Source organism: Actibacterium lipolyticum (assembly GCF_900184935.1).
Taxonomy (GTDB): domain Bacteria; phylum Pseudomonadota; class Alphaproteobacteria; order Rhodobacterales; family Rhodobacteraceae; genus Actibacterium_A; species Actibacterium_A lipolyticum.
The window spans coordinates 1,458,215-1,477,529 of sequence record NZ_FXYE01000001.1 but is presented as its reverse complement, the minus strand read 5'-3'; the positions used below and the strand labels follow the sequence as shown (position 1 = coordinate 1,477,529).

Annotated in this window: 15 protein-coding genes; 8 read left to right on the top strand and 7 right to left on the bottom strand. The window is 56.3% G+C overall.

Annotated features, from left to right (window positions below):
• Nucleotides 1-12 precede the first annotated feature (12 nt).
• Both COL8621_RS07280 and COL8621_RS07275 read left to right on the top strand, forming a co-directional pair.
• Nucleotides 13-645 (top strand): TRAP transporter small permease subunit, encoded by a 633-nt coding sequence (locus COL8621_RS07280; protein WP_093966589.1) that lies wholly within the window; start codon nt 13-15, stop codon nt 643-645.
• Between the two features lie 7 nt (nt 646-652).
• On the top strand, nt 653-2,053 hold the full coding sequence (locus tag COL8621_RS07275; protein ID WP_093966588.1) for a TRAP transporter large permease: 1,401 nt from the start codon (nt 653-655) through the stop codon (nt 2,051-2,053).
• Nucleotides 2,054-2,101: 48 nt separating this feature from the next.
• Here the strand turns inward: COL8621_RS07275 and COL8621_RS07270 are convergent, their stop codons facing one another.
• The 5 genes from COL8621_RS07270 to COL8621_RS07250 form a co-directional block, all read right to left on the bottom strand.
• Entirely contained in the window at nt 2,102-3,187 is a 1,086-nt protein-coding gene (locus tag COL8621_RS07270; protein ID WP_093966587.1) for an ABC transporter ATP-binding protein, read from the bottom strand.
• A gap of 8 nt (nt 3,188-3,195) precedes the next feature.
• A complete protein-coding gene (locus COL8621_RS07265; RefSeq protein WP_370804573.1) occupies nt 3,196-4,851 on the bottom strand; it encodes an alpha-glucosidase family protein in 1,656 nt (551 codons plus the stop codon).
• Nucleotides 4,848-5,984 carry a carbohydrate ABC transporter permease gene (locus COL8621_RS07260; RefSeq protein ID WP_093966586.1) on the bottom strand — a complete coding sequence of 379 codons (1,137 nt, stop codon included), beginning with the start codon at nt 5,982-5,984 and terminating at the stop codon, nt 4,848-4,850. Before COL8621_RS07260 ends, COL8621_RS07265 begins: the two co-directional genes overlap by 4 nt.
• A 10-nt stretch (nt 5,985-5,994) precedes the next feature.
• On the bottom strand, nt 5,995-6,984 hold the full coding sequence (locus COL8621_RS07255) for a carbohydrate ABC transporter permease (protein WP_093966585.1): 990 nt from the start codon (nt 6,982-6,984) through the stop codon (nt 5,995-5,997).
• Between the two features lie 78 nt (nt 6,985-7,062).
• Entirely contained in the window at nt 7,063-8,412 is a 1,350-nt protein-coding gene (locus tag COL8621_RS07250) for an ABC transporter substrate-binding protein (RefSeq protein WP_093966584.1), read from the bottom strand.
• Nucleotides 8,413-8,666: 254 nt separating this feature from the next.
• Here COL8621_RS07250 and COL8621_RS07245 point away from each other — a divergent pair, with 254 nt between their 5' ends.
• From COL8621_RS07245 to COL8621_RS07235, 3 genes are read left to right on the top strand one after another with little or no spacing between them, the layout of a single operon-like run.
• Nucleotides 8,667-9,707, top strand: coding sequence for a substrate-binding domain-containing protein (locus tag COL8621_RS07245; RefSeq protein ID WP_093966583.1), 1,041 nt, complete (start codon nt 8,667-8,669; stop codon nt 9,705-9,707).
• Nucleotides 9,707-11,029 carry a GH1 family beta-glucosidase gene (locus COL8621_RS07240; protein WP_093966582.1) on the top strand — a complete coding sequence of 441 codons (1,323 nt, stop codon included), beginning with the start codon at nt 9,707-9,709 and terminating at the stop codon, nt 11,027-11,029. Before COL8621_RS07245 ends, COL8621_RS07240 begins: the two co-directional genes overlap by 1 nt.
• A gap of 19 nt (nt 11,030-11,048) precedes the next feature.
• Complete coding sequence (locus tag COL8621_RS07235; protein ID WP_093966581.1) at nt 11,049-12,011, top strand: glucokinase; 963 nt, start codon at nt 11,049-11,051, stop codon at nt 12,009-12,011.
• A gap of 52 nt (nt 12,012-12,063) precedes the next feature.
• Here the strand turns inward: COL8621_RS07235 and COL8621_RS19125 are convergent, their stop codons facing one another.
• Entirely contained in the window at nt 12,064-13,164 is a 1,101-nt protein-coding gene (locus COL8621_RS19125) for a hypothetical protein (protein ID WP_176438447.1), read from the bottom strand.
• A 190-nt stretch (nt 13,165-13,354) separates the two neighbouring features.
• On the opposite strand from COL8621_RS19125, the gene COL8621_RS07225 reads away from it, so the two are divergent.
• A complete protein-coding gene (locus COL8621_RS07225; RefSeq protein ID WP_093966579.1) occupies nt 13,355-13,933 on the top strand; it encodes a sulfotransferase family protein in 579 nt (192 codons plus the stop codon).
• A 16-nt stretch (nt 13,934-13,949) separates the two neighbouring features.
• Here the strand turns inward: COL8621_RS07225 and COL8621_RS07220 are convergent, their stop codons facing one another.
• Complete coding sequence (locus COL8621_RS07220) at nt 13,950-16,883, bottom strand: HlyD family secretion protein (RefSeq protein WP_093966578.1); 2,934 nt, start codon at nt 16,881-16,883, stop codon at nt 13,950-13,952.
• Between the two features lie 413 nt (nt 16,884-17,296).
• On the opposite strand from COL8621_RS07220, the gene COL8621_RS07215 reads away from it, so the two are divergent.
• Both COL8621_RS07215 and COL8621_RS07205 read left to right on the top strand, forming a co-directional pair.
• The gene (locus COL8621_RS07215) at nt 17,297-18,013 is read left to right on the top strand and encodes a hypothetical protein (protein ID WP_141137856.1); all 717 of its coding nucleotides are present in this window, start codon (nt 17,297-17,299) and stop codon (nt 18,011-18,013) included.
• Nucleotides 18,014-18,408: 395 nt separating this feature from the next.
• A complete protein-coding gene (locus tag COL8621_RS07205) occupies nt 18,409-19,305 on the top strand; it encodes a CE1 family esterase (protein WP_093966575.1) in 897 nt (298 codons plus the stop codon).
• Nucleotides 19,306-19,315 lie beyond the last annotated feature (10 nt).

Here is a 19,315-nt window from a genome sequence, read left to right as displayed (position 1 = left end):
AAGGGATAGGGTATGGCAAGCAGCTCTTCAGTTCTTGAAGATGGCTCTCTTCTTAGCCGTCTGGATGTCGCGCTTAACCGCGTTGAACGCGTGCTGGCACTGGTAAGCGGCACTGCGGTCTTTTTGTTGATGCTGCTTGCGGTCGTTTCGGTCTCTGGTCGCAACTTTTTCAACCAACCGCTTCCCGGCTATGTGGATTGGATCGAACAGGCGATGCCGTTGATCGCCTTCATGGGGATCGCCTATACGCAGCGCGCCGGTGGCCACATCCGCATGGATATGGTTGTGGGAATCCTTCGTGGACGCTTGCTCTGGGCTGCGGAATTCATCACAACATTCGCAATTCTGGTGCTGATGGTGCTGCTTGTTTGGGGCAGCTGGGCGCACTTCCAACGCAGCTTTGATTTTGCCGCCCCCTTGTGGAGCCGCGACAGCTCGATGGATATTTCACTGCCGATTTGGCCCGCGAAATTGCTAGTTCCGGTCGCGTTTTCGGTCCTGTCGCTGCGCTTGATGTTGCAGCTTTGGGGTTACGGTCGCGCGTTCATATTGGGCTTGGTCGAACCGGTTGCGGTTCCCTTGGTTCAATCGGCAGCAGAACAAGCCGCAGCAGAGGCCGAAGCCGTCTCTGGCGCGCAAGGATAAGAACATCATGGAACCCATCGAAATCGGCCTTTATGTGACCGGCGGCCTTCTGGTGCTTGTCATTCTTGGGATGCGTGTGGCCTTTGCTGCGGCTTTGGCGGGGCTGGTCGGCCTATTCTGGCTGCGCTGGAACCAGTTTGATTATGACCCCGAACGCTTTGGCAAAGCCCTGACAATCAGCGTTAAAATTGCAGGCCAAGTCCCGCATTCCAAAGTATCGAGCCAAGCCTTAAGCCTGATCCCGACCTTCATCCTGATTGGCTACCTTGCCTATTACGCCGGGCTGACCAAGGCACTGTTCGAGGCCGCCAAACGGTGGGTCGGCTGGCTGCCCGGGGGGCTTGCGGTTTCAACGGTCTTTGCGACCGCTGGCTTTGCCGCCGTGTCTGGCGCATCGGTTGCCACCGCCGCAGTTTTCGCGCGCATCGCCATTCCTGAAATGCTGAAGGTTGGTTATGACAAGCGGTTCGCAGCGGGTGTTGTTGCGGCGGGCGGAACGCTTGCCTCGCTTATCCCGCCATCGGCGATCTTGGTTATCTATGCGATCATTGTTGAACAGGATGTTGGCAAGCTCCTTCTCGCTGGGTTCATTCCCGGAGTTGTGTCTGCGTTCATCTACGCGATACTGATCGTTGGCTTGGCCCTTACGGTCCCGAATTTCGGCCCCCCCGTCGGCGGCTACACCTGGAAAGAGCGATTCAGCTCTCTGCCCCCGGCAGCGCCGATTGCCTTTGTTGTGCTGATCATCATCTTCTTCATCTACAACCCGTTTGGCGGCGACGCATGGGGCACGCCAACCGAAGGCGGCGCATTGGGCGCGTTCGTCGTATTCTGTATGGCGATCTATCGCGGCATGCGGTGGCCGCAATTGCGCGACGCGTTGCTAGAAACCGCCAAGCTGGCCGTGATGATCTTTTCGATCATCTGGGGCGTGCTGATCTATGTCCGCTTCCTAGGCTTCGCAGAACTTCCCGCGGCCTTCTCTGACTGGATCACATCGCTGAACCAACCCGCGATGCTGACGCTTGTCTTAATCCTGCTGGCCTATGCGGTGTTGGGCATGTTCATGGACGCGATCGGGATGCTGTTGCTGACGCTCCCGGTTGTCTACCCCGCCGTGATGGCCCTGAACGGGGGCGAGTTCGTTTCAGCGGCAGATAGCGCCTTTGGCATGTCGGGCCCCATGTGCGCGATCTGGTTCGGAATTCTGGTGGTCAAAATGGCCGAGTTCTGCCTGATCACCCCGCCCATCGGTTTGAACTGCTTTGTGGTGGCAGGCGTACGCGAAGACCTAAGCGTGCAAGACGTGTTCAAGGGCGTCACGCCGTTCTTCATCGCCGACGCGATCACCATCGCGGTGCTGGTTGCCGCACCGCAGATTGTTCTGTGGCTACCAAGCCAAGTTTAACAAAAAAGGCCCCGCGTTTGCGGGGCCTTTCGTTCAACGTTCTGCCGCTTATCGATAAAGCAGCGATTTCCCATCCATAAACAGATGAACCTTGGACGGGTCTGCCGTCAGCTTGACACTGTTCCCGCGCAACTCACCGTGAATCCCCGGCAACTTGGCAATGATTGGGTCCTGCCCGCGTTCGGGGACAAAATACAACAGCGTGACTTCGCCCAATGCCTCGACAATATCGACCTTACCATCCAGCACGGCCGGGCCGTCAGTCAGCACAAAATCTTCGGGGCGCACGCCAACGTTCACGGGTTTACCAAGGTCGTCTGCCACTGTCGCAATATCCGAAACCGCCACACCTTCGCCCTGCAACTGAACGGTTGTTTGCGCGCCCGTCTTTATGACCCTACCGGGCAAAAGGTTCATCGCTGGGCTGCCGATAAACTGCGCCACGAATTCGTTTTCGGGACGTTCATATAGTTCAAGCGGCGTGCCGACCTGAGCGATCCCCTTATTCGCCAATACGACGATGCGGCTGGCAAGCGTCATCGCCTCCACCTGATCATGGGTCACATAGATCATGGTGCTTTCTGGCATCGCCTCTTTCAGCTGCGCAATCTCGATCCGTGTGGCCACACGCAACGCCGCATCCAGGTTCGAAAGCGGCTCATCAAACAGGTAGACCTTTGGATCGCGAACAATCGCGCGGCCAATGGCAACACGTTGTCGTTGACCGCCAGACAGGGCTTTGGGCAAGCGATCTAGATAATCTTCCAGCTGCAGAATACGCGCCGCTTTTTCGACTGCGGCGGTAATTTCGTCTTTCGTCTTTTTGGCGATCTTCAGGGCAAATGCCATGTTATCGCGCACCGTCATATGCGGATAAAGCGCGTAAGACTGGAACACCATCGCGATACCACGCTGCGACGGAGGGACATCATTCATGCGCTGATCGTCGATTTCCAAGGTGCCGCCTGAAATACGCTCTAGCCCAGCGATCATGCGCAAAAGCGTGGATTTACCGCAACCCGACGGACCAACAAACACCACCAGTTCGCCGGTTTCGATTTCAAGGTTAATGTCTTTCAGGACTTCGACATTGCCGTAAGATTTGGCCACGCCGCTGAGTTTCAGGTTTGCCATTGGTCCCCCTAACCTTTTTTCAGCGCAAGGCATGTTTGCCATGGCCCTAGTTGTGCGTTGCCGATTGCGTCAGCCTGTGCGGAATTCAGATCCTGACCAACGGTCCCCCAAGTGCCATCAGGCAGCCGAATTTCGGCCGGCTGATCACTCAGGTTAAAGGCACAGAACACCTCTTCGCCCTGCCCTTTGCGGATGAAGCTCAGCACGTTGCCGTCAACGGTCAGGTCGGTCATCTCGCCCGTTGCCAGCGCTTCGTGCGCATGACGGAAGGCGATTGCACGCCGGTAATGGTGGATCACCGCGTCAGGGGCTGCCTCCTGCTCTGCCACGGAAAGCGGCAAATGCTCGTGCGAGACTGGAAGCCATGGCGCACCGTCAGAAAACCCTGCGTTCTGATTGTCACTGACCCACGCCATCGGGGTGCGGCAACCGTCGCGCCCTTTGAATTCGGGCCAGAATTCGATGCCATAGGGATCTTGCAGGTCTTCGAACAAAACCTCCGCTTCGGGCAGGCCCAGCTCTTCGCCCTGATAGATACAGACCGAACCACGCAAACACACCATCATCGTATGGAACAGCCGCGCCGCAGCCGACGAAAGGTTCCAGCGGGTGATATGGCGCACCACGTCGTGATTGGAATAGGCCCAGCAGGCCCAGCCATCGGCAGCCACGGTCGCGACCTGATCCATCACGTCTTTCACGTATGCCGCACTTGGGCGGTCACCTGACAGCAATTCGAACGCGTAACACATCTGCATCAGATCATCGCCAGCGGTGTACTGCCCCATGATCTCTAGCCCGCGCTGCGCGTCGCCTACTTCGCCCACGGCTGCCGCGTTATAGGGCTGCATCACAGCGCGGAGTTTGCGCAGGAAGTCGAAGTTTTCGGGGCGGTTTTTGTCGTAAAGATGCTCTTGATGATTATAGGGGTTCACCGCAGGCGCGATGCTTGCGTTGCGATTTTCAGGCGGAAGTGCCGGGTTATCGCGCAGTTGATCATCGTGAACGTAGAAGTTGATCGTATCCAAGCGGAACCCATCCACCCCACGATCCAGCCAGAAGCGCGCCACGTCCAGCAGCGCGTCCTGAACCTGAGGCTCATGGAAATTCAGGTCGGGTTGTTCGACCAAGAAGTTGTGCAGATAGTATTGCAGGCGCCGCGCATCCCACTGCCAAGATGATCCACCAAAGATCGACAGCCAATTCGTCGGTGGCGTGCCATCCGGCTTTGGGTCGGCCCAGACATACCAATTGGCTTTGTCATTATCCCGGTTTGCGCGGCTTTCAACGAACCATGGGTGCTGATCAGACGTGTGCGACAGCACAAGGTCGATCATCACGCGAATGCCAAGCTGGTGCGCCATGTCGATAACGGCATCGAAATCAGCCAAGTTTCCGAACATCGGATCGACATCGCAGTAATCGCTGACGTCATAGCCGAAGTCTTTCATCGGCGACGTGAAGAACGGCGATATCCAGATCGCATCAACGCCAAGCGACGCGATATAGGGCAAACGACGCACGATGCCCAACAAGTCCCCCACGCCGTCGCCGTTACTATCCTGATAGCTGCGCGGATAGATTTGATAGATCACCGCGCCGCGCCACCAATCCGGATCTCCGGGCAGTTGTTTTGTTGTCTTGAGGGTCATTTCGCTTTTCATCCACCTTTGACCGACCCTGCCAACAGCCCCCGTACGAGGTAGCGTTGCATGGTGAAGAACACCAACAGCGGTACCGCGATAGAGACAAAGGCAGAGGCGGCCAGAATTTCCCAGTCCCCGCCACGCGACCCAAGAAGTTCGCGCAGCCGGCCGGTCATAACCAATTGTTCTTCGGTATTTCCAAGAAAGACGGTGGCGACCAGCAGATCGTTCCAGACCCAAAGGAATTGGAAGATCGCGAAAGACGCCAGCGCCGGAAAGCTTAGGGGCAGGATGATGCGACGGAAGATTTCGAAATCAGTTGCGCCGTCGACGCGGGCACTTTCGATAATCTCTCGCGGCAATCCCGCGATGTAGTTGCGCAGCAAATAGATCGCCAGAGGAAGGCCAAAGCCGGTATGGGCCAGCCATATCCCCAGATACTCTTTGCCGATGCCAATGCTGTTGTGCAGACGCAAAAGCGGGATCAGCGCCATTTGCAGCGGAACAACCAACAGCCCAACGATTGCCGCCACCAAAAGCGCCCTGCCTGGAAATTCCATCCACGCCAAAGCATAGGCCGCGAAGGCCGCGATAAGGATCGGAATAACGGTGGCCGGGATCGTCACGGTGAAGGTGTTGATGAATGATCGCCAGATACCTTCGGAAAACAGCACCCGTTCGTAGTTGTCCAACGTGAACTTAGGCGGCGTGACCGAGGTGGCAAAGATGCGGATTCCGCGCGTGCCCGTCATCTCTTCGACTGAGGTGATACGATAGTCACCGTTTTCGGCCACGGTCATTGTGCGTCCCTTGGCCATCTCGGCCACTGCGCCAGGAAGAAACGCCATCGGTTCACGAGAGTTCACGCCAAAGGCGCGCACCTCGCCGCTGGTCGCGTCGAAGATGTTCCCTTCAAGCACATAAAGGTCGCCATCTTTCACATTCTTTTCAGGCTCTTGCGAGCGGACGATAATGTTCTGCTCTGACGACACCAGCGACTTCCACCAGCCGCTTGTCGTGATCTGATCGCGATCCCGGAACGAACTGACCAATAGGCCAAATGTTGGCACGGTCCACAGAACCACCATGAAGATCACGGCGAAGTTTACGGCCCACGTCAGTGCTGAGCGTTGTCCAACGATGTTATCCATGCTGTGTCCCTCAGCTCATTTCTCGGCGGGCATTACGGATGTTCCACACCATGATCGGTGTCACCAACGCCATAATCACAAGTGCAACGGTCGATGCGCGGCCATAGTCCAGCCCACGGAACATCCAGTCGAACATAAGGTTTGCAAGAACCTGCGTTCCCCACTGGCCATTTGTCATCGCCAGCACGATATCGAATACCTTCAGCACCAGAATGGTGATCGTCGTCCAGACCACGCCGATTGTGCCCCAGATTTGGGGAACCTTAATCTTCATGAAAATCTGAAAAGGCGATGCACCGTCGATAACTGCCGCCTCGATCGTCTCTTCGGGGATGCCACGCAGCGCGGCCGACAGAATGACCATGGCAAACCCGGTCTGAATCCAGATCAGCACGATCATCAGGAAAAAGTTGTTCCACGGCTCCAGCGTCATCCACGCCTGCGGTGCGACGCCAAAAACCTTGGCCAGCGCGTTCAGCACGCCGATTTCCTCGCCCGCGCCGCGATAGTCATAGATGAACTTCCAGATCACAGACGCGCCGACAAAGCTGATCGCCATCGGCATAAAGACCAGCGACTTGGCGATATTGCCCCACTTTATCCGGTCTGTCAGCGTAGCTGCCATCAAACCGAAAAACGTGGACGCCGCCGGAACAACAATTAACCAAAGGAAGTTGTTGCGCATCGACTCGCGGAATTTTTCGTCGTTGAACAGCCACTTATAGTTATCAAGGCCAACCCAATTACGCCCCGTCGCATCATGAAGCGACAGCCACATAGAGTTGAAAACCGGATAGACAAGGTAAAGCCCCAGCAACGCCAAAGCGGGAAACAAAAACAGCCACGGACGGATCAGGTTGGCAATATTGATATTGCGCCCTGCATGTTCGCCGCGTGGCGGGAAAATCAGATCAAGGGCAAGGTTTGAGCAGAAGAAATAGGCGACGCAGCCGAAGACACCTATCACGATGGTCGCGGACGCATAGAGCAATTGGTCCATCGTTCCCTCCTATCTTATTCTTATTGGCCTAATAGGCAGCCCCGCCCATGACAGGCGGGGCCATTTTTGTGTGAGTGGTTATTTCAGAGAGTCCCAAGTGGACTGGATGGAGGACGCAACTTCGCCCGCATCCTTACCACCTGCGTAGTCAACCATGCCGGTCCAGAACACGCCTGCGCCAATCGCGCCGGGCATCAGGTCCGAACCATCAAAGCGGAACGTGTCGGCGTTCAGCAGGATGTCGTTCATTTTGCGAACAGTTGGGTCTGTAAAGACGTCGGTGTTCACGCCAGTGTGCGGTGTCAGGAAACCGGTTTGCGCCATCCAGATTTCATGCGCGATCGGGGATTTCAGGAATTCCATGAACGCCCGGGCACCCTTGCTGTCTTTGGTAATGCCAAAGACGGTACCTGCACCCAGAACCGGCTTACCCAGATCTTTGCCTTCGTAGGCCGGGAAGTAGAAGAAATCAGCATCTTCGCCCACAACCGTACCTTCTGGGAAGAACGATGGAATGAACGATGCCTGACGGTGCATGTAACACTGTGGAGGCGATGCAAACAGGCCTTTGGGGCTGTCGCGGAAGTCGGTAGAGGCAACAGCCCCTGCTCCGCCAGCAACATAGGCGTCATTGCGGGCAAACGCGCCGAACTCTTCGATGGCGCCAACGACTTCGGGGCTGTCGAATGGCAGTTCGTTAGAAACCCACGCGTCGTAAACCGCAGGCGGCTGTGTGCGCAGCATCATGTCTTCGACCCAGTCGGTCGCAGGCCAACCTGTCGCGCCGCCCGACCCCAGACCGATACACCAAGGCGTGCCGCCATCCGCGACGATCTGGTCAGAAAGTGCTTTTAGTTGTTCCATGCTTTCGGGCACTTCATAGCCAGCATCTTCGAAGTTTTCAGGCACGTACCAAACAAGGGATTTCAAATCGACCTTATAGAAGAAACCAAAAAGGTCTTCGCCGCCGTTGGCGTCCGCGTATGTGCCAAGATCAACCCAAGATTGCCCAGCCGCATAGTTTTCACGAACCCAGTTCCCCGTCTCTTCACCCAGCGGAGCCAAAAACCCCTTCGAGGCAAGATCGGCCGCAAGACCGGGCTGCGGGAAGATTGCGATATTGGGCGGGCTGCCTGCTTCGGTGTCGATAACGATCTGCTGCTCGAAGCTGTCCGAGCCGGTGTATTCAACGTTTGCGCCGGTTGCCGCTTCGAAATACGCCAGAACACTTTCAACAAGGGCTTTGTCAGCGGTCAGCCATGGGCCGAATACCGAAATCGTTTCGCCGCTCAAATCCATGGATTTAAGGGCTTCGTAGCTATCCCAGTTGAACGCGCCCTCACCCGGCGTGAACTTCAAGTCCTGCGCTGTGGCAGAACCAGCAACCAATGCAAGCGTCGCGACGCCCGCATAAAATGAATTCTTCATGGTTTCCTCCCGATACACGCGCTCATTGGCGCGCTTTCAATCTTGTCGCCTTGGAATCGCCCCCAAAGCGCTTTGACTTTTTTGACGTTAGTCTTAACCGAAACCACCTGTCAACCAATGGCGCTAAATGCACGTATTTTGGCGGGTATTAACAACTTAAATCTAAAATACGCATTTTAACCTTCCTTTTGACGCACGCGGATTATAGCAGTAGTGTTTGAGGAAATTGAAAGCGCTTTGGGACTAAAACAGGTATGAATCTCAAACAATTATCTCAAACGCTTGGGCTTTCCCAAACAACGGTGAGTCGGGCATTGAACGGCTATCCCGAAGTAAGCGAGGCCACGCGCAGGCGGGTTCACGCCGCCGCAATCGCACATAATTACCGCCCCAACACCCGTGCCAAAGGGTTGGCAACCGGGCGAGCAATGGCCATCGGCCACGTCATCCCAATCGCAACCAAACATGAGATGGTGAACCCGGTCTTTGCCGACTTTATCGCAGGCGCTGGCGAGGCGTATTCGAACGCTGGATATGACATGCACCTAAGCGTCGTCAAAGACGCGGATGAGGAACGTATTTATTGCGATCTTGCCTCAAAGCGGAATGTCGACGGCGTTATCGTTCACGCGCCGCTTATCAATGACCCGCGGATCAAACTGTTGCGCGAAATCGGCCTGCCTTTTGTCGTCCATGGCCGCTCAAGTGGCGAGGAAGGCCCCTATTCATGGCTGGATATAAACAACCGGCGCGCGTTTTCGCGTGCAACGGGGTTCTTACTTGATCTGGGCCACCGGCGGATCGGGCTGATCAATGGCTTAGAGCATATGGATTTCGCGCAGCGCCGCCGTGATGGGTATACCAGCGCGCTGGATAAACGCGGCATCGCCGCTGATCCGGCCCTAATGGTTTCAGAAGAGATGACCGAAACAAACGGCTATCGCTCTGCGCTGAACATGCTTGAACAAGACACCCCGCCCACCGCGTTTCTGGTTTCGTCAATTATTTCCGCCATCGGCGTACGCCGCGCCATCGAAGAGCTTGGCTTGAAAATGGGTAAGGACGTGTCGCTGATCGTTCACGACGATGAACTGTCCTATTTCAAGAACTCCGATGGCATGGACGTGCCGCTGTTCACGGCCACGCGCTCCTCCGTTCGGGATGCGGGGCGACAAGCGGCAGAAATGTTGCTGTCCATCATCCAATCACCTGACACTGCGCCACAGTCCCGCTTATTGGAAGCGGAACTGACCCTTGGCCGCTCAACCTGCCCTGCTCCACAAGAGGCAAAATAATGAACTTCACGCGGAACGACTTTCCCGAGGGCTTCCTATTCGGGGCTGCAACCTCAAGCTATCAGATAGAGGGGCACAGCTTTGGCGGCGCCGGCACCACGCATTGGGACACCTTCGCCGCAACGCCCGGCAACGTCGTGCGCGCGGAAAACGGCGATATCGCCTGTGACCACTATCACCGCTACCCCGAAGATTTCGACATGCTTGCGGCAGCAAATTTCGATGTGTACCGGTTTTCCACATCTTGGGCGCGAGTCATTCCCGAAGGAACCGGGCAGCCCAACCAAGAGGGGCTCGATTTTTATGACCGGTTGGTTGACGCCATGCTGGAACGCGGGCTAAAGCCCGCCGCCACGCTGTACCATTGGGAATTACCGGTCGCTTTGGCCGACAAAGGCGGTTGGCGTAACCGTGACATCGCCGCTGCTTTCGGGGAATTCGCCGAAGTGATCATGGGCCGGATAGGTGACAGAGTTTGGTCCGCCGCGCCAATCAACGAACCGTGGTGCGTTGGCTGGCTAAGCCATTTCCTTGGACACCACGCGCCCGGCCTGCGCGATATTCGCGCCACGGCCCATGCCATGCACCATGTGCTTTTGGCCCATGGAACGGCAATCGAAGCAATGCGTGCGCAGGGCGTGAAAAACCTTGGGGCTGTGTGCAACTTCGAATACGCCGCCCCCGCCGACGATACGCCGGAAGCGGCAAAAGCTGCGCGCCTTTATGACGGGTATTACAACAGGTTCTTCCTGTCTGGCCTTTTCAAGGGCGAATACCCCGCCGATGTCATGGAAGGCTTCGCGCCACATATGCCAAAGAACTGGCAGGATGACTTTGCGCTGATCGGTCAACCGCTCGATTGGGTGGGGCTAAACTACTATACGCGCAAGCTGATCGCGCCTTGCGATGGCCCGTGGCCAGCCCACAAAGAGGTGCCCGGCCCCCTTCCCAAAACCGCCGTCGACTGGGAGATTTATCCCGAAGGCCTTCATCATTTCCTGACGTGGGTTCATACGGAATACACCAAAGGCCTGCCCCTTTACGTGACCGAAAACGGCATGGCGTCTTTTGATGACCTTAAAGACGGGGTCGTCGATGATCAGCCGCGCATCGACTATTTGAACGCCCATCTTGATCAGGTTCGCAAAGCAGCGGCCGAAGGCGTTCCGGTAAACGGATACTTCACATGGTCGCTTTTGGATAACTACGAATGGGCGCATGGCTATGACAAACGATTTGGCTTGGTCCACATGGATTTCGACAGCTTGCAGCGGACCCCAAAAGCATCCTATCACGCGCTAGCCCGGGCATTGGCACGGTAAGGGAAGAGGCACTAAGAATATGACACACGCGGAAGCACCCGCCCTAGTCGCAGATATCGGCGGCACGAACACCCGCGTCGCGTTGGCCCAAGGCTCAGAGCTTTTGACCGACACGATCCACCGTTTTCGCAATGCCGAGTACCCAGATCTGGAGACCGTCCTGCGTCACTATATCGAAGGGCGTGGGAACACTCAGCTTTCCGGTGCCTGCGTTGCAGTGGCTGGCCCTGTGCGCGACGGAATTGGCCGACTGACCAACCTCAACTGGCAAATCGACACTGAAACGCTGGCCCGTGCTGCGGGAACCGGGCGTGTCGCCATCTTGAACGATCTGCAGGCCCAAGGTCATGCGCTGGACTATCTGGATGAACCGTCGCTGCGCCCCGTGCTTAGCGGTGCGCCAGAAGGGCCGAACGCGACGCGCCTGGTCATCGGCATCGGTACCGGGTTCAACGCTGCCGCTGTGATTCCCGGCCCCAACGGGCCCATCGTTACGGCAGCAGAAGCTGGTCATGTCGCCCTTCCCGTCGAGAATGAGGATGATCTGGCCCTCGCGACCTTCGTAAAAGGCGCCGATGATTTCGCAGCCGTCGAAGATGTTCTATCGGGCCGTGGCCTTTCGCGGCTGTTTTCGTGGGTTACGACCCGTGCAGGCACGCCGGAACAAGCTGACGCTGCCGCCGTTATGGGGATGCTGGCACAGGGTGACGCCGTTGCCGCCGAAGAGGCCGCGCGCATCTTCACGCGGCATCTGGGGATAGCATCCGGCAACCTTGCGCTGACTTTCCTGCCCTTTGGCGGTATCTATCTTTGCGGCGGCGTGGCCCGCGCCGTGGCGCCCTATCTTCAGCAACTCGGTTTCCCGGCGGCCTTTCATGGCAAAGGGCGTTTTACCGGTTTCTTGGAAGGGTTCGCAATTTCTGTGATCGAAGATGACTATGCAGCCCTGACGGGTTGCGCCGCTCACTTGGTACACAAATAAGAAATGGCCCGGAAAACCTCCGGGCCATTCTTACTAACATCGCCGAATATCGTTATGATTTTTCAGCGTTTTCCTTGGCCGCAGCTTCGCGCCAGTTTACCCATCCGCCAGCTGGCGCTTTTGCGTCAACTTCTACAGCGTCAGTAACATCTGCTGGAGCGGCGGCCGCTTGTTGGCCACCAAAGCCACCTTGCTGCCCGCCACCGAAACGGCCTTGACCAAAGCCACCTTGGCCGCCACCGAAACGACCCTGACCGCCGCCAAAACCGCCACCTTGTGCGGCCTGACCCTGACCAAAGCCCATGCCACCTTGCGCAAAGCGGCCCTGACCGGCTTGACCGCCCATCCCGCCACCTTGTGCAAAGCGACCCTGACCACCGCCCTGTGCGAAACCGGCTTGGCCGCCTTGCTGGTTACGTGCAGCCATCATGCGCAAGAACTGAGCAAAGCGCCCCTGCCCTTGACCGCCACCCTGCGCACCGCCTGCGAACGGCCCCTGTTGCTGACCACCGGCCTGCGCGCCGCCAAAACGGCCCTGACCTTGGGCTGCGCCACCGAAACCACCTTGTGCTCCCATACCGCCGCCTTGGGCAAATCGACCTTGGCCGCCGCCCATGCCGCCCTGTGCGAACCGGCCCTGACCTTGACCACCGCCAAAGCCGCCACCTTGAGCGAACCGGCCCTGACCTGCTTGCGTTTGTGCGCCTTGGCCACCGCCAAAACGGCCCTGACCTTGGGCTGCGCCGCCGAAGCCGCCTTGTGCGCCCATGCCGCCGCCCTGAGCGAACTGACCCTGGCCGAAACGACCCTGACCGCCGGCCATACCACCGCCTTGGCCAAAACCGCCCTGACCTGCTTGTGCACCCTGAGCACCGCCAAAACGACCCTGACCCAGAGCTGCACCGCCACCAAAGCCGCCTTGTGCAAACCGGCCTTGCCCGCCGCCCTGTGCGAACCGGCCTTGGCCCGCGCCCTGGCCGAAGCCACCTTGACCACCCTGTCCGCCGCCGAACCGCCCTTGGCCACCTTGACCAAAGCGGCCCTGACCGAACCCGCCGCCAGCACCGCCAAATCCACCGGACTGTTGTTGTTGCTGTTGCTGAGCCGACGCGTCAGACTGAGGCGAGTTTTTATTCATGTTATTTTCCGTCATCCCCAAAACTCCTTTGAAAAAACAAACTGATCTGAAAAAAACAACTTCAATACAGATACATGAGTCGCGAAAAACTCTCAACTAAGCTTACCGAAACTTCACATAGGCGCCACAAACATTTAAGCCATAGGCACGATGCCTTGGCATCGCCGCCGATGCATAATCTAAAAGTTCATTTAAAGGGCAAATCATGCAAGAAGAGGTCGATTTTGTAACCATCGTATCGGGACTTCCCAGATCGGGAACATCGATGATGATGCGAATGCTTGAAGCTGGCGGAATCCCCCCGGTTGTCGATCATGCGCGTAAGCCAAACGACGATAACCCGCTTGGTTATTACGAGTTCGAACCTGTTAAAGCATTGAAAGAAGACAAAAGCTGGGTCGCCCCGTCGTGCGGGAAAGTGGTCAAAGTGATCTACAAGCTGGTCTATGATCTGCCAGCAAATGTGAATTACCGCGTCGTCTTTATGCAGCGCGAGCTGGAAGAGGTTCTGGCATCGCAGGAAACCATGATGCGTCGTGATGGACTGGACCCTGACACCATTGGTCGAGACATCTTGCTACAGCTGTTTCAAACAGAGGTGTTTGAATTCCGCCGTTGGGCGGATGCGCAGCCGAATATCAAAATGTTCTATGCTGACTACCGCCAGGTGGTGGCAGACCCCGCAACGAAGGCCACACAGATTGCCGACTTCTTGGGGTCTGGTCTGGATCACATGGCGATGGCGCAGGTCGTTGATCCGAACCTGTACCGCAACCGCGCCTAAAGAATTTGGGGCTGTATCACGGGATCCAGCCCCAAACTTCGATCCGGAAGAACCGGTCGAACAACCGTGTAAACGCCTGCCAGACCTTCATATCGCCGCCTTCGATTTTGGCGAAACCCGTCATGCCTGGGCGAAAGAATCCTTCTTCGTTATTGAACTGCGTTTTCACACGCAGAACGCGTCCGAACTCTTCCGTTTCGGCAACTGGCGCGATCGAAATCACGGTGCCATCACGTTCGCCGTTCGAACTTGCCCAAGCTTTCAACCGCACCGTATCACCGATCTGAACAAGCCCGATGTCGGTTTCCGAAATCTTCACTTCGGCGCGCGCAACTTCGTGGTTTTCGATTTCGATGAACAGCTCGCCCGCATCAAGAAACTTGCCGCGCATCAAGGACACGTTTTCGCTGACGACCCGTCCGGCGACTGGCGCTTCAATCTCGACGCTATTCAGGGCACCGATGTGGAAGTCCAGTTCCGAGCGAAGCTTTTCAACCTCGGCCTCTGCGATGATGATGTCCGTCTCTGTCGCTGGCGCGACGACCTTCGCAAGGTTGGCTTCGGCGCTGCGCAAATCTTGAAGACCGGTGATGTACTGGCTCTGATAACGCTCAGCATCAGCATCCGAGATTGTCTTGCGCTCTAACAAGGTCTCAGCGCGTTCGGCTTGGGACTTGAGGAAAGGAATACTTGCCTCTGCCCGGCCAACCTGTTCGCGTGCGACCTGAATTTCTTCTTCAGTCGCGCCGTCTTGCAGTTTCTGAAGCCGCGCCTCTGCCTTGGCCAGTTCTGCCTTGGCCGACGCGACCTGACGCTTAGGTTGCCAATCCGACAAACGGGCAACCAGATCGCCCTCTTGCACCACGTCGCCTTCGTCCACAAAGATTTCGACCAGTTCGCCCGCGACCCGCGCGTTCACTTCGGTGCGCATGTCCGGCAAGATCGCGAAATCCCCACCGACTTCGTACGAATAAGGGCGCAGCGCGACATAGGCCAAGCCCGTAAGCGCAACGACCATGAACAGGCGCGTCACCCAACGAGAGCGTCGCTGGCTGGCCGCGTTGTCTGCATAGATACCGGCCAACGGCTTGACCGCGGGGCGCGGCCGACCGACGTCTGTCAGTTTGCGTTTGGCCAAGGCGGTTCCCTGTGACGCCGCCGATGCAACCGGCACCAGCGCCCGGCCGGGATTGCCGCCGCCCAGCCCCATGCCCATTCCGCCACCAGCACCCATGCCCATACCGGCACCCTGCCCGCCTTCGGCTTTGCGTTCGGCCATACGATCAGCCATCGCGGACTTCATCGCCTTTTTGCGCGCCTCTTGCTGGCCGGATTTCATTACGGAAAGCCAGACCGCGATCAGCACCAAAAGCCCAAAGAACATTACCAGACCGGTGCCACCAAAACGCCCTTCCAGCCCTGTTGAGACATAGATGACAAGAAGCGAAATCAGCAGGCCGCTGACCAACGCGGACCCAATGGCGTAAAGCGCGAAGGCCCATTTTTCACCCTTCGTCGGATCGGGCAGATGCTGGGCGATTTTCTTCGATGTACCAAAGACGTAATAATAAGAACGCTGACGCAAGAACGGCTGATTGAAGTAGGTCGAAATCCACTTGTAGCCATCCCCCTGCAACAACGGAAACGCGGTAAGCAGGAAAGTAAGGAACGAAATCTGTTCGACGATCATCGCAAGATCGGGAATGACGGTGGCGGATCGACGGGTGGCCGCCCAAATGATTGTTGCCGTCGCGAACAGGAACAACCGTGCCTTCATGGTTGAACTGTAAACCGCCAGTTTGCCTTCACGGTCCAGCTTTTGCACACCGCTAAGATCGATGGCAAATCGCGGAAAAAAGAACAGGATAAAGGTCAGGCCGAAATGGCGGACCTCTGCCCCTTTTCGATGCGCGACCACGGCCGTCACAAGCCGTGTGAACAGATTGACGGTAAATAACGAGACGACGATAAACGCGATCCGTGAAACGGTGCGTGACGTCATCGCCATGCCAAGCCCGAACTCTGCCAACCGGTTAAACACGACCAGCATCGCAAAGATGACAAGCGGGTAAAGCAGCCAACTGATGTGGCGCCACCAACCGAATGTATCGCTAAGGACGCGTAGCATCCCGGTTGGATCAAACAGTCGCAACATTCCGGGTGGGCTGGTTTTTCCATCCACACCGGCGTCGCGCTGAAACTTCACTTTCCGATTTGCGACCTCGGGATCCGCGATTGGGGCTGCTTCGACTTTTGGCGAGGCTTCCCCCGGCCCGGTATTCGCGGCCGACTGCGTTTGGTCGCTGGGCTCGTCTTTTTGGGAAGTGCCTTCCGTCGATTTCTGCTGTGCTTTGCGATTAGCTGCGCCAATTGCCGCGTTCAGGCGGCGCACTTTGGACGTTTCGTTGTTAGACGGCGCATCCTTTGGGCCTGCGTCATCATTGAAAACGAGGTCCTCCAAATCGCGCATTTCATCATAGTCGCGCCCGCCGTTGTCCTCCGGCTCATCGTCTACATCGTCGTCGCCATTCTCTGGGTCCAACTCATCTTCATCCGAAGCTTCGTCCACGACCTCGGCGGTGTCGGCGACCTCCACGGCATCATCGACTTTGATGCGCTCAACCACGACCTCATCGATTTCTTGCAGAATACCGGCGCCCAACATCTGACGCGCAAAGCGTTCAACGATATCGGCGCGAACTATCTTTCCGAATTCAGCATGAAAATCTGCGGCAACTTCGTCTGGAGTCTGCCCAGCATCAAGTTGCGACAGAAGAAAATATTCTTCTTTCCCAAGGCGAAATAACCGCCCACTTTCAGTGTGTTTTACAAAAGCGACCGCATTTTCTGTATCTGAACCACCCCGGTTAGAGACAGTAACTTTTGCGGTAATGCGGTAAGTCTTTTGCTTAACGCCCTCTGATTTAATTGCGGCGTCGCGCGAAGGCATAAATCCCTACCTAGTTGGCTGAAAGCGACGGATCAGTCCGACGCGATCGAAATAATGACGGTTATCGTGCAAAAATCGCACATCTAAGCAACTAATAAATGGCCGAAGCGCAGCGAATTTCGCACGTTTGCCGCGCACGCACAATGGGCTGCCAAGAAAGTTAGCGCCAAGCCCGCCTAAAATCCAGATAAGTTGCAAGAAAGTGGCGCGAAGGCGTGACGCCTGCACGCAACAATCCGTCGGCATCACATCTTAATATCGTCGCCGAAGAATCCAGCTTCGTTTGAAATTTCCGCTAACGGTTTACGCTAGGAAAATTTATGGGCCACTTGCGGCTCAAAGCACTTCAATTGTGGGCGACTAACCTGTATAAACCGAACCAGTTTAATCGTTTATTTTTTCTGGAATTTCAAATGACTCAAATGATAGCAGACGGCGCAGCCGTATCTTATGGCGATGACCGATTGGTCGTTTTTTTCAGCTCTCGGGGGGCCTATCGCAAGGGCACGTTTGATTGCACCGATTTCAGCAAGGACATGCCATACTCAAAGCTTTTCCTGCGCGACGAGGCGAAGGATTATTTTTACCACAACGGCATCCCCGGCCTAACGAACAGCATGGATGAAAACGTAGAGTTCCTGCGGTATTTCATTGGAAAAACCAAGCCATCGCGGGTGACCTTTATCGGTGCTTCGCTGGGCGCATATGGCGCATTGGTTATGGGGCATCTGATCGGTGTTGATGATATCCATTTGGTGTCGTTGGTTAGCTATCTGGACAAAGAAAGCGGTGGAGACCCCGAAAACAGCCAGCTTTGGGAAGGCGTTTTTGAACCCGTAACAGGCCTATTCCAAGAACGCGGCTTTGATCCGAAATATCTGAACTCTCGGAACATCGTCGAAGAAAATTTGGGCAAAGTCCGCGTCGTTCGCCAACACGTCGCGACAAGCGAACCTGTCGATATGAACCATGCCGCACTGAACCGCGACTTCCCGCATGTGGAAACGATCACGCACGACCGTGGCCGCCATGGGACAATCGTTGCGGGTCTGATGCGCAGTGGCTCATTGGCTGCGGATCTTGCAACGCCGATCGAAGACCTAGAACGCCCGCTTGCCGCGGCATCCTAAGTTTCGCCTGATTTCGCGTTGAAACCTTAGTTGACGCAAATGTGTTGCGGTTTGGCTTGGAAAGCTGCGTGATACAGGCACAATCGACGAATACCTTGCGCGTTCCTCTATGGGCGTGCGTAAAAACAACAAAGCCCAGCAAAATGTGGGCACTGAGGCCAACGTGCAGATTTGCGCAAAGAAAGATGAAGTGATCTTGTTACAAGGTCAGAAGATAAAAAGCGCGCCGAATGCGACTCGGTCGTTGCATCGTGTGAATTGGGGTCAGTTCTTTTTGAACCAAAGTGCCGCCAATTGAGTTGAGCCTGTATAACTTTTCCCTTCCTATTTTATGAGAGGCCCGTCCAATGCTCCTCAAGCGACTACGATCCAACAATATTCCGAAAAGGTTCGGCTTGACCGCCCTGATAGCCGGCGCCATGGCCGCAGTTTTCGCGCTTGCCCCTGCCCCATCGTCCGCTCAACAACGTATAGAGCGCGAATTAAGGGTTGATGGCCGCAGCCGCTCTTATATCGCCATTCTCCCCGAGAATGTGTCATCTGGCAAAGCGCTACGCGTGATGATGGCGTTCCACCCGGCCTTGGGAACCGCCGATTTCATGGAAAAAACCACCCGGCTGCACAAAGCCAAGGGTGCCAATAACTTCATTACCGTTTATCCCGATGGGTTCCGCCGCACCTGGAACGCAGGTGACTGTTGCGGGCTGGCCGAAAAGCGCAATATCGATGACATTGGCTTTTTCAAAGCGATCATGGCCGATCTAAGCACCATCGCTCCGATCCAGAAAAAGGCATATATCACGGGCTATTCAAATGGCGCTGTGATGGTTTACCAACTGGTCTGCAAGGTGCCCGGCCTTGTCGCGGCCGCGGCGCCGTTTGCTGCGACCCACCCGATGAAAAACTGTGCTTCTGGTGCTGTGCCACTGATGCACATGCATGGCGCGTCTGACCAAGGTTCACCGGTCGAAGGCGGATATGCCAAATCGGCAGCCATGAAAAAATCTCTTGGCTATATGACACCCGCCGCAGAAGTTGTGGCGATTGTCGCCAAACGGAACGGTTGCACCAACTCAACCACCAAGAAAAGCGAAGGTAGCCTTGGCACGACCTGCACATTTTACAATCAGTGCAACGGCAACGCCAATGCGATCCTGTGCGTCATTCCCAAGCTTGGTCACACATGGCCCGGTGCTGAAGAAGCAAAGGGCGCGATGGGCGATAAATTTGGCCCCGCACGCCCAGATCTGAACGGCTCGCGTGCGGTCGTGAACTTCTTCTTGAACCACTAATAATAAGACA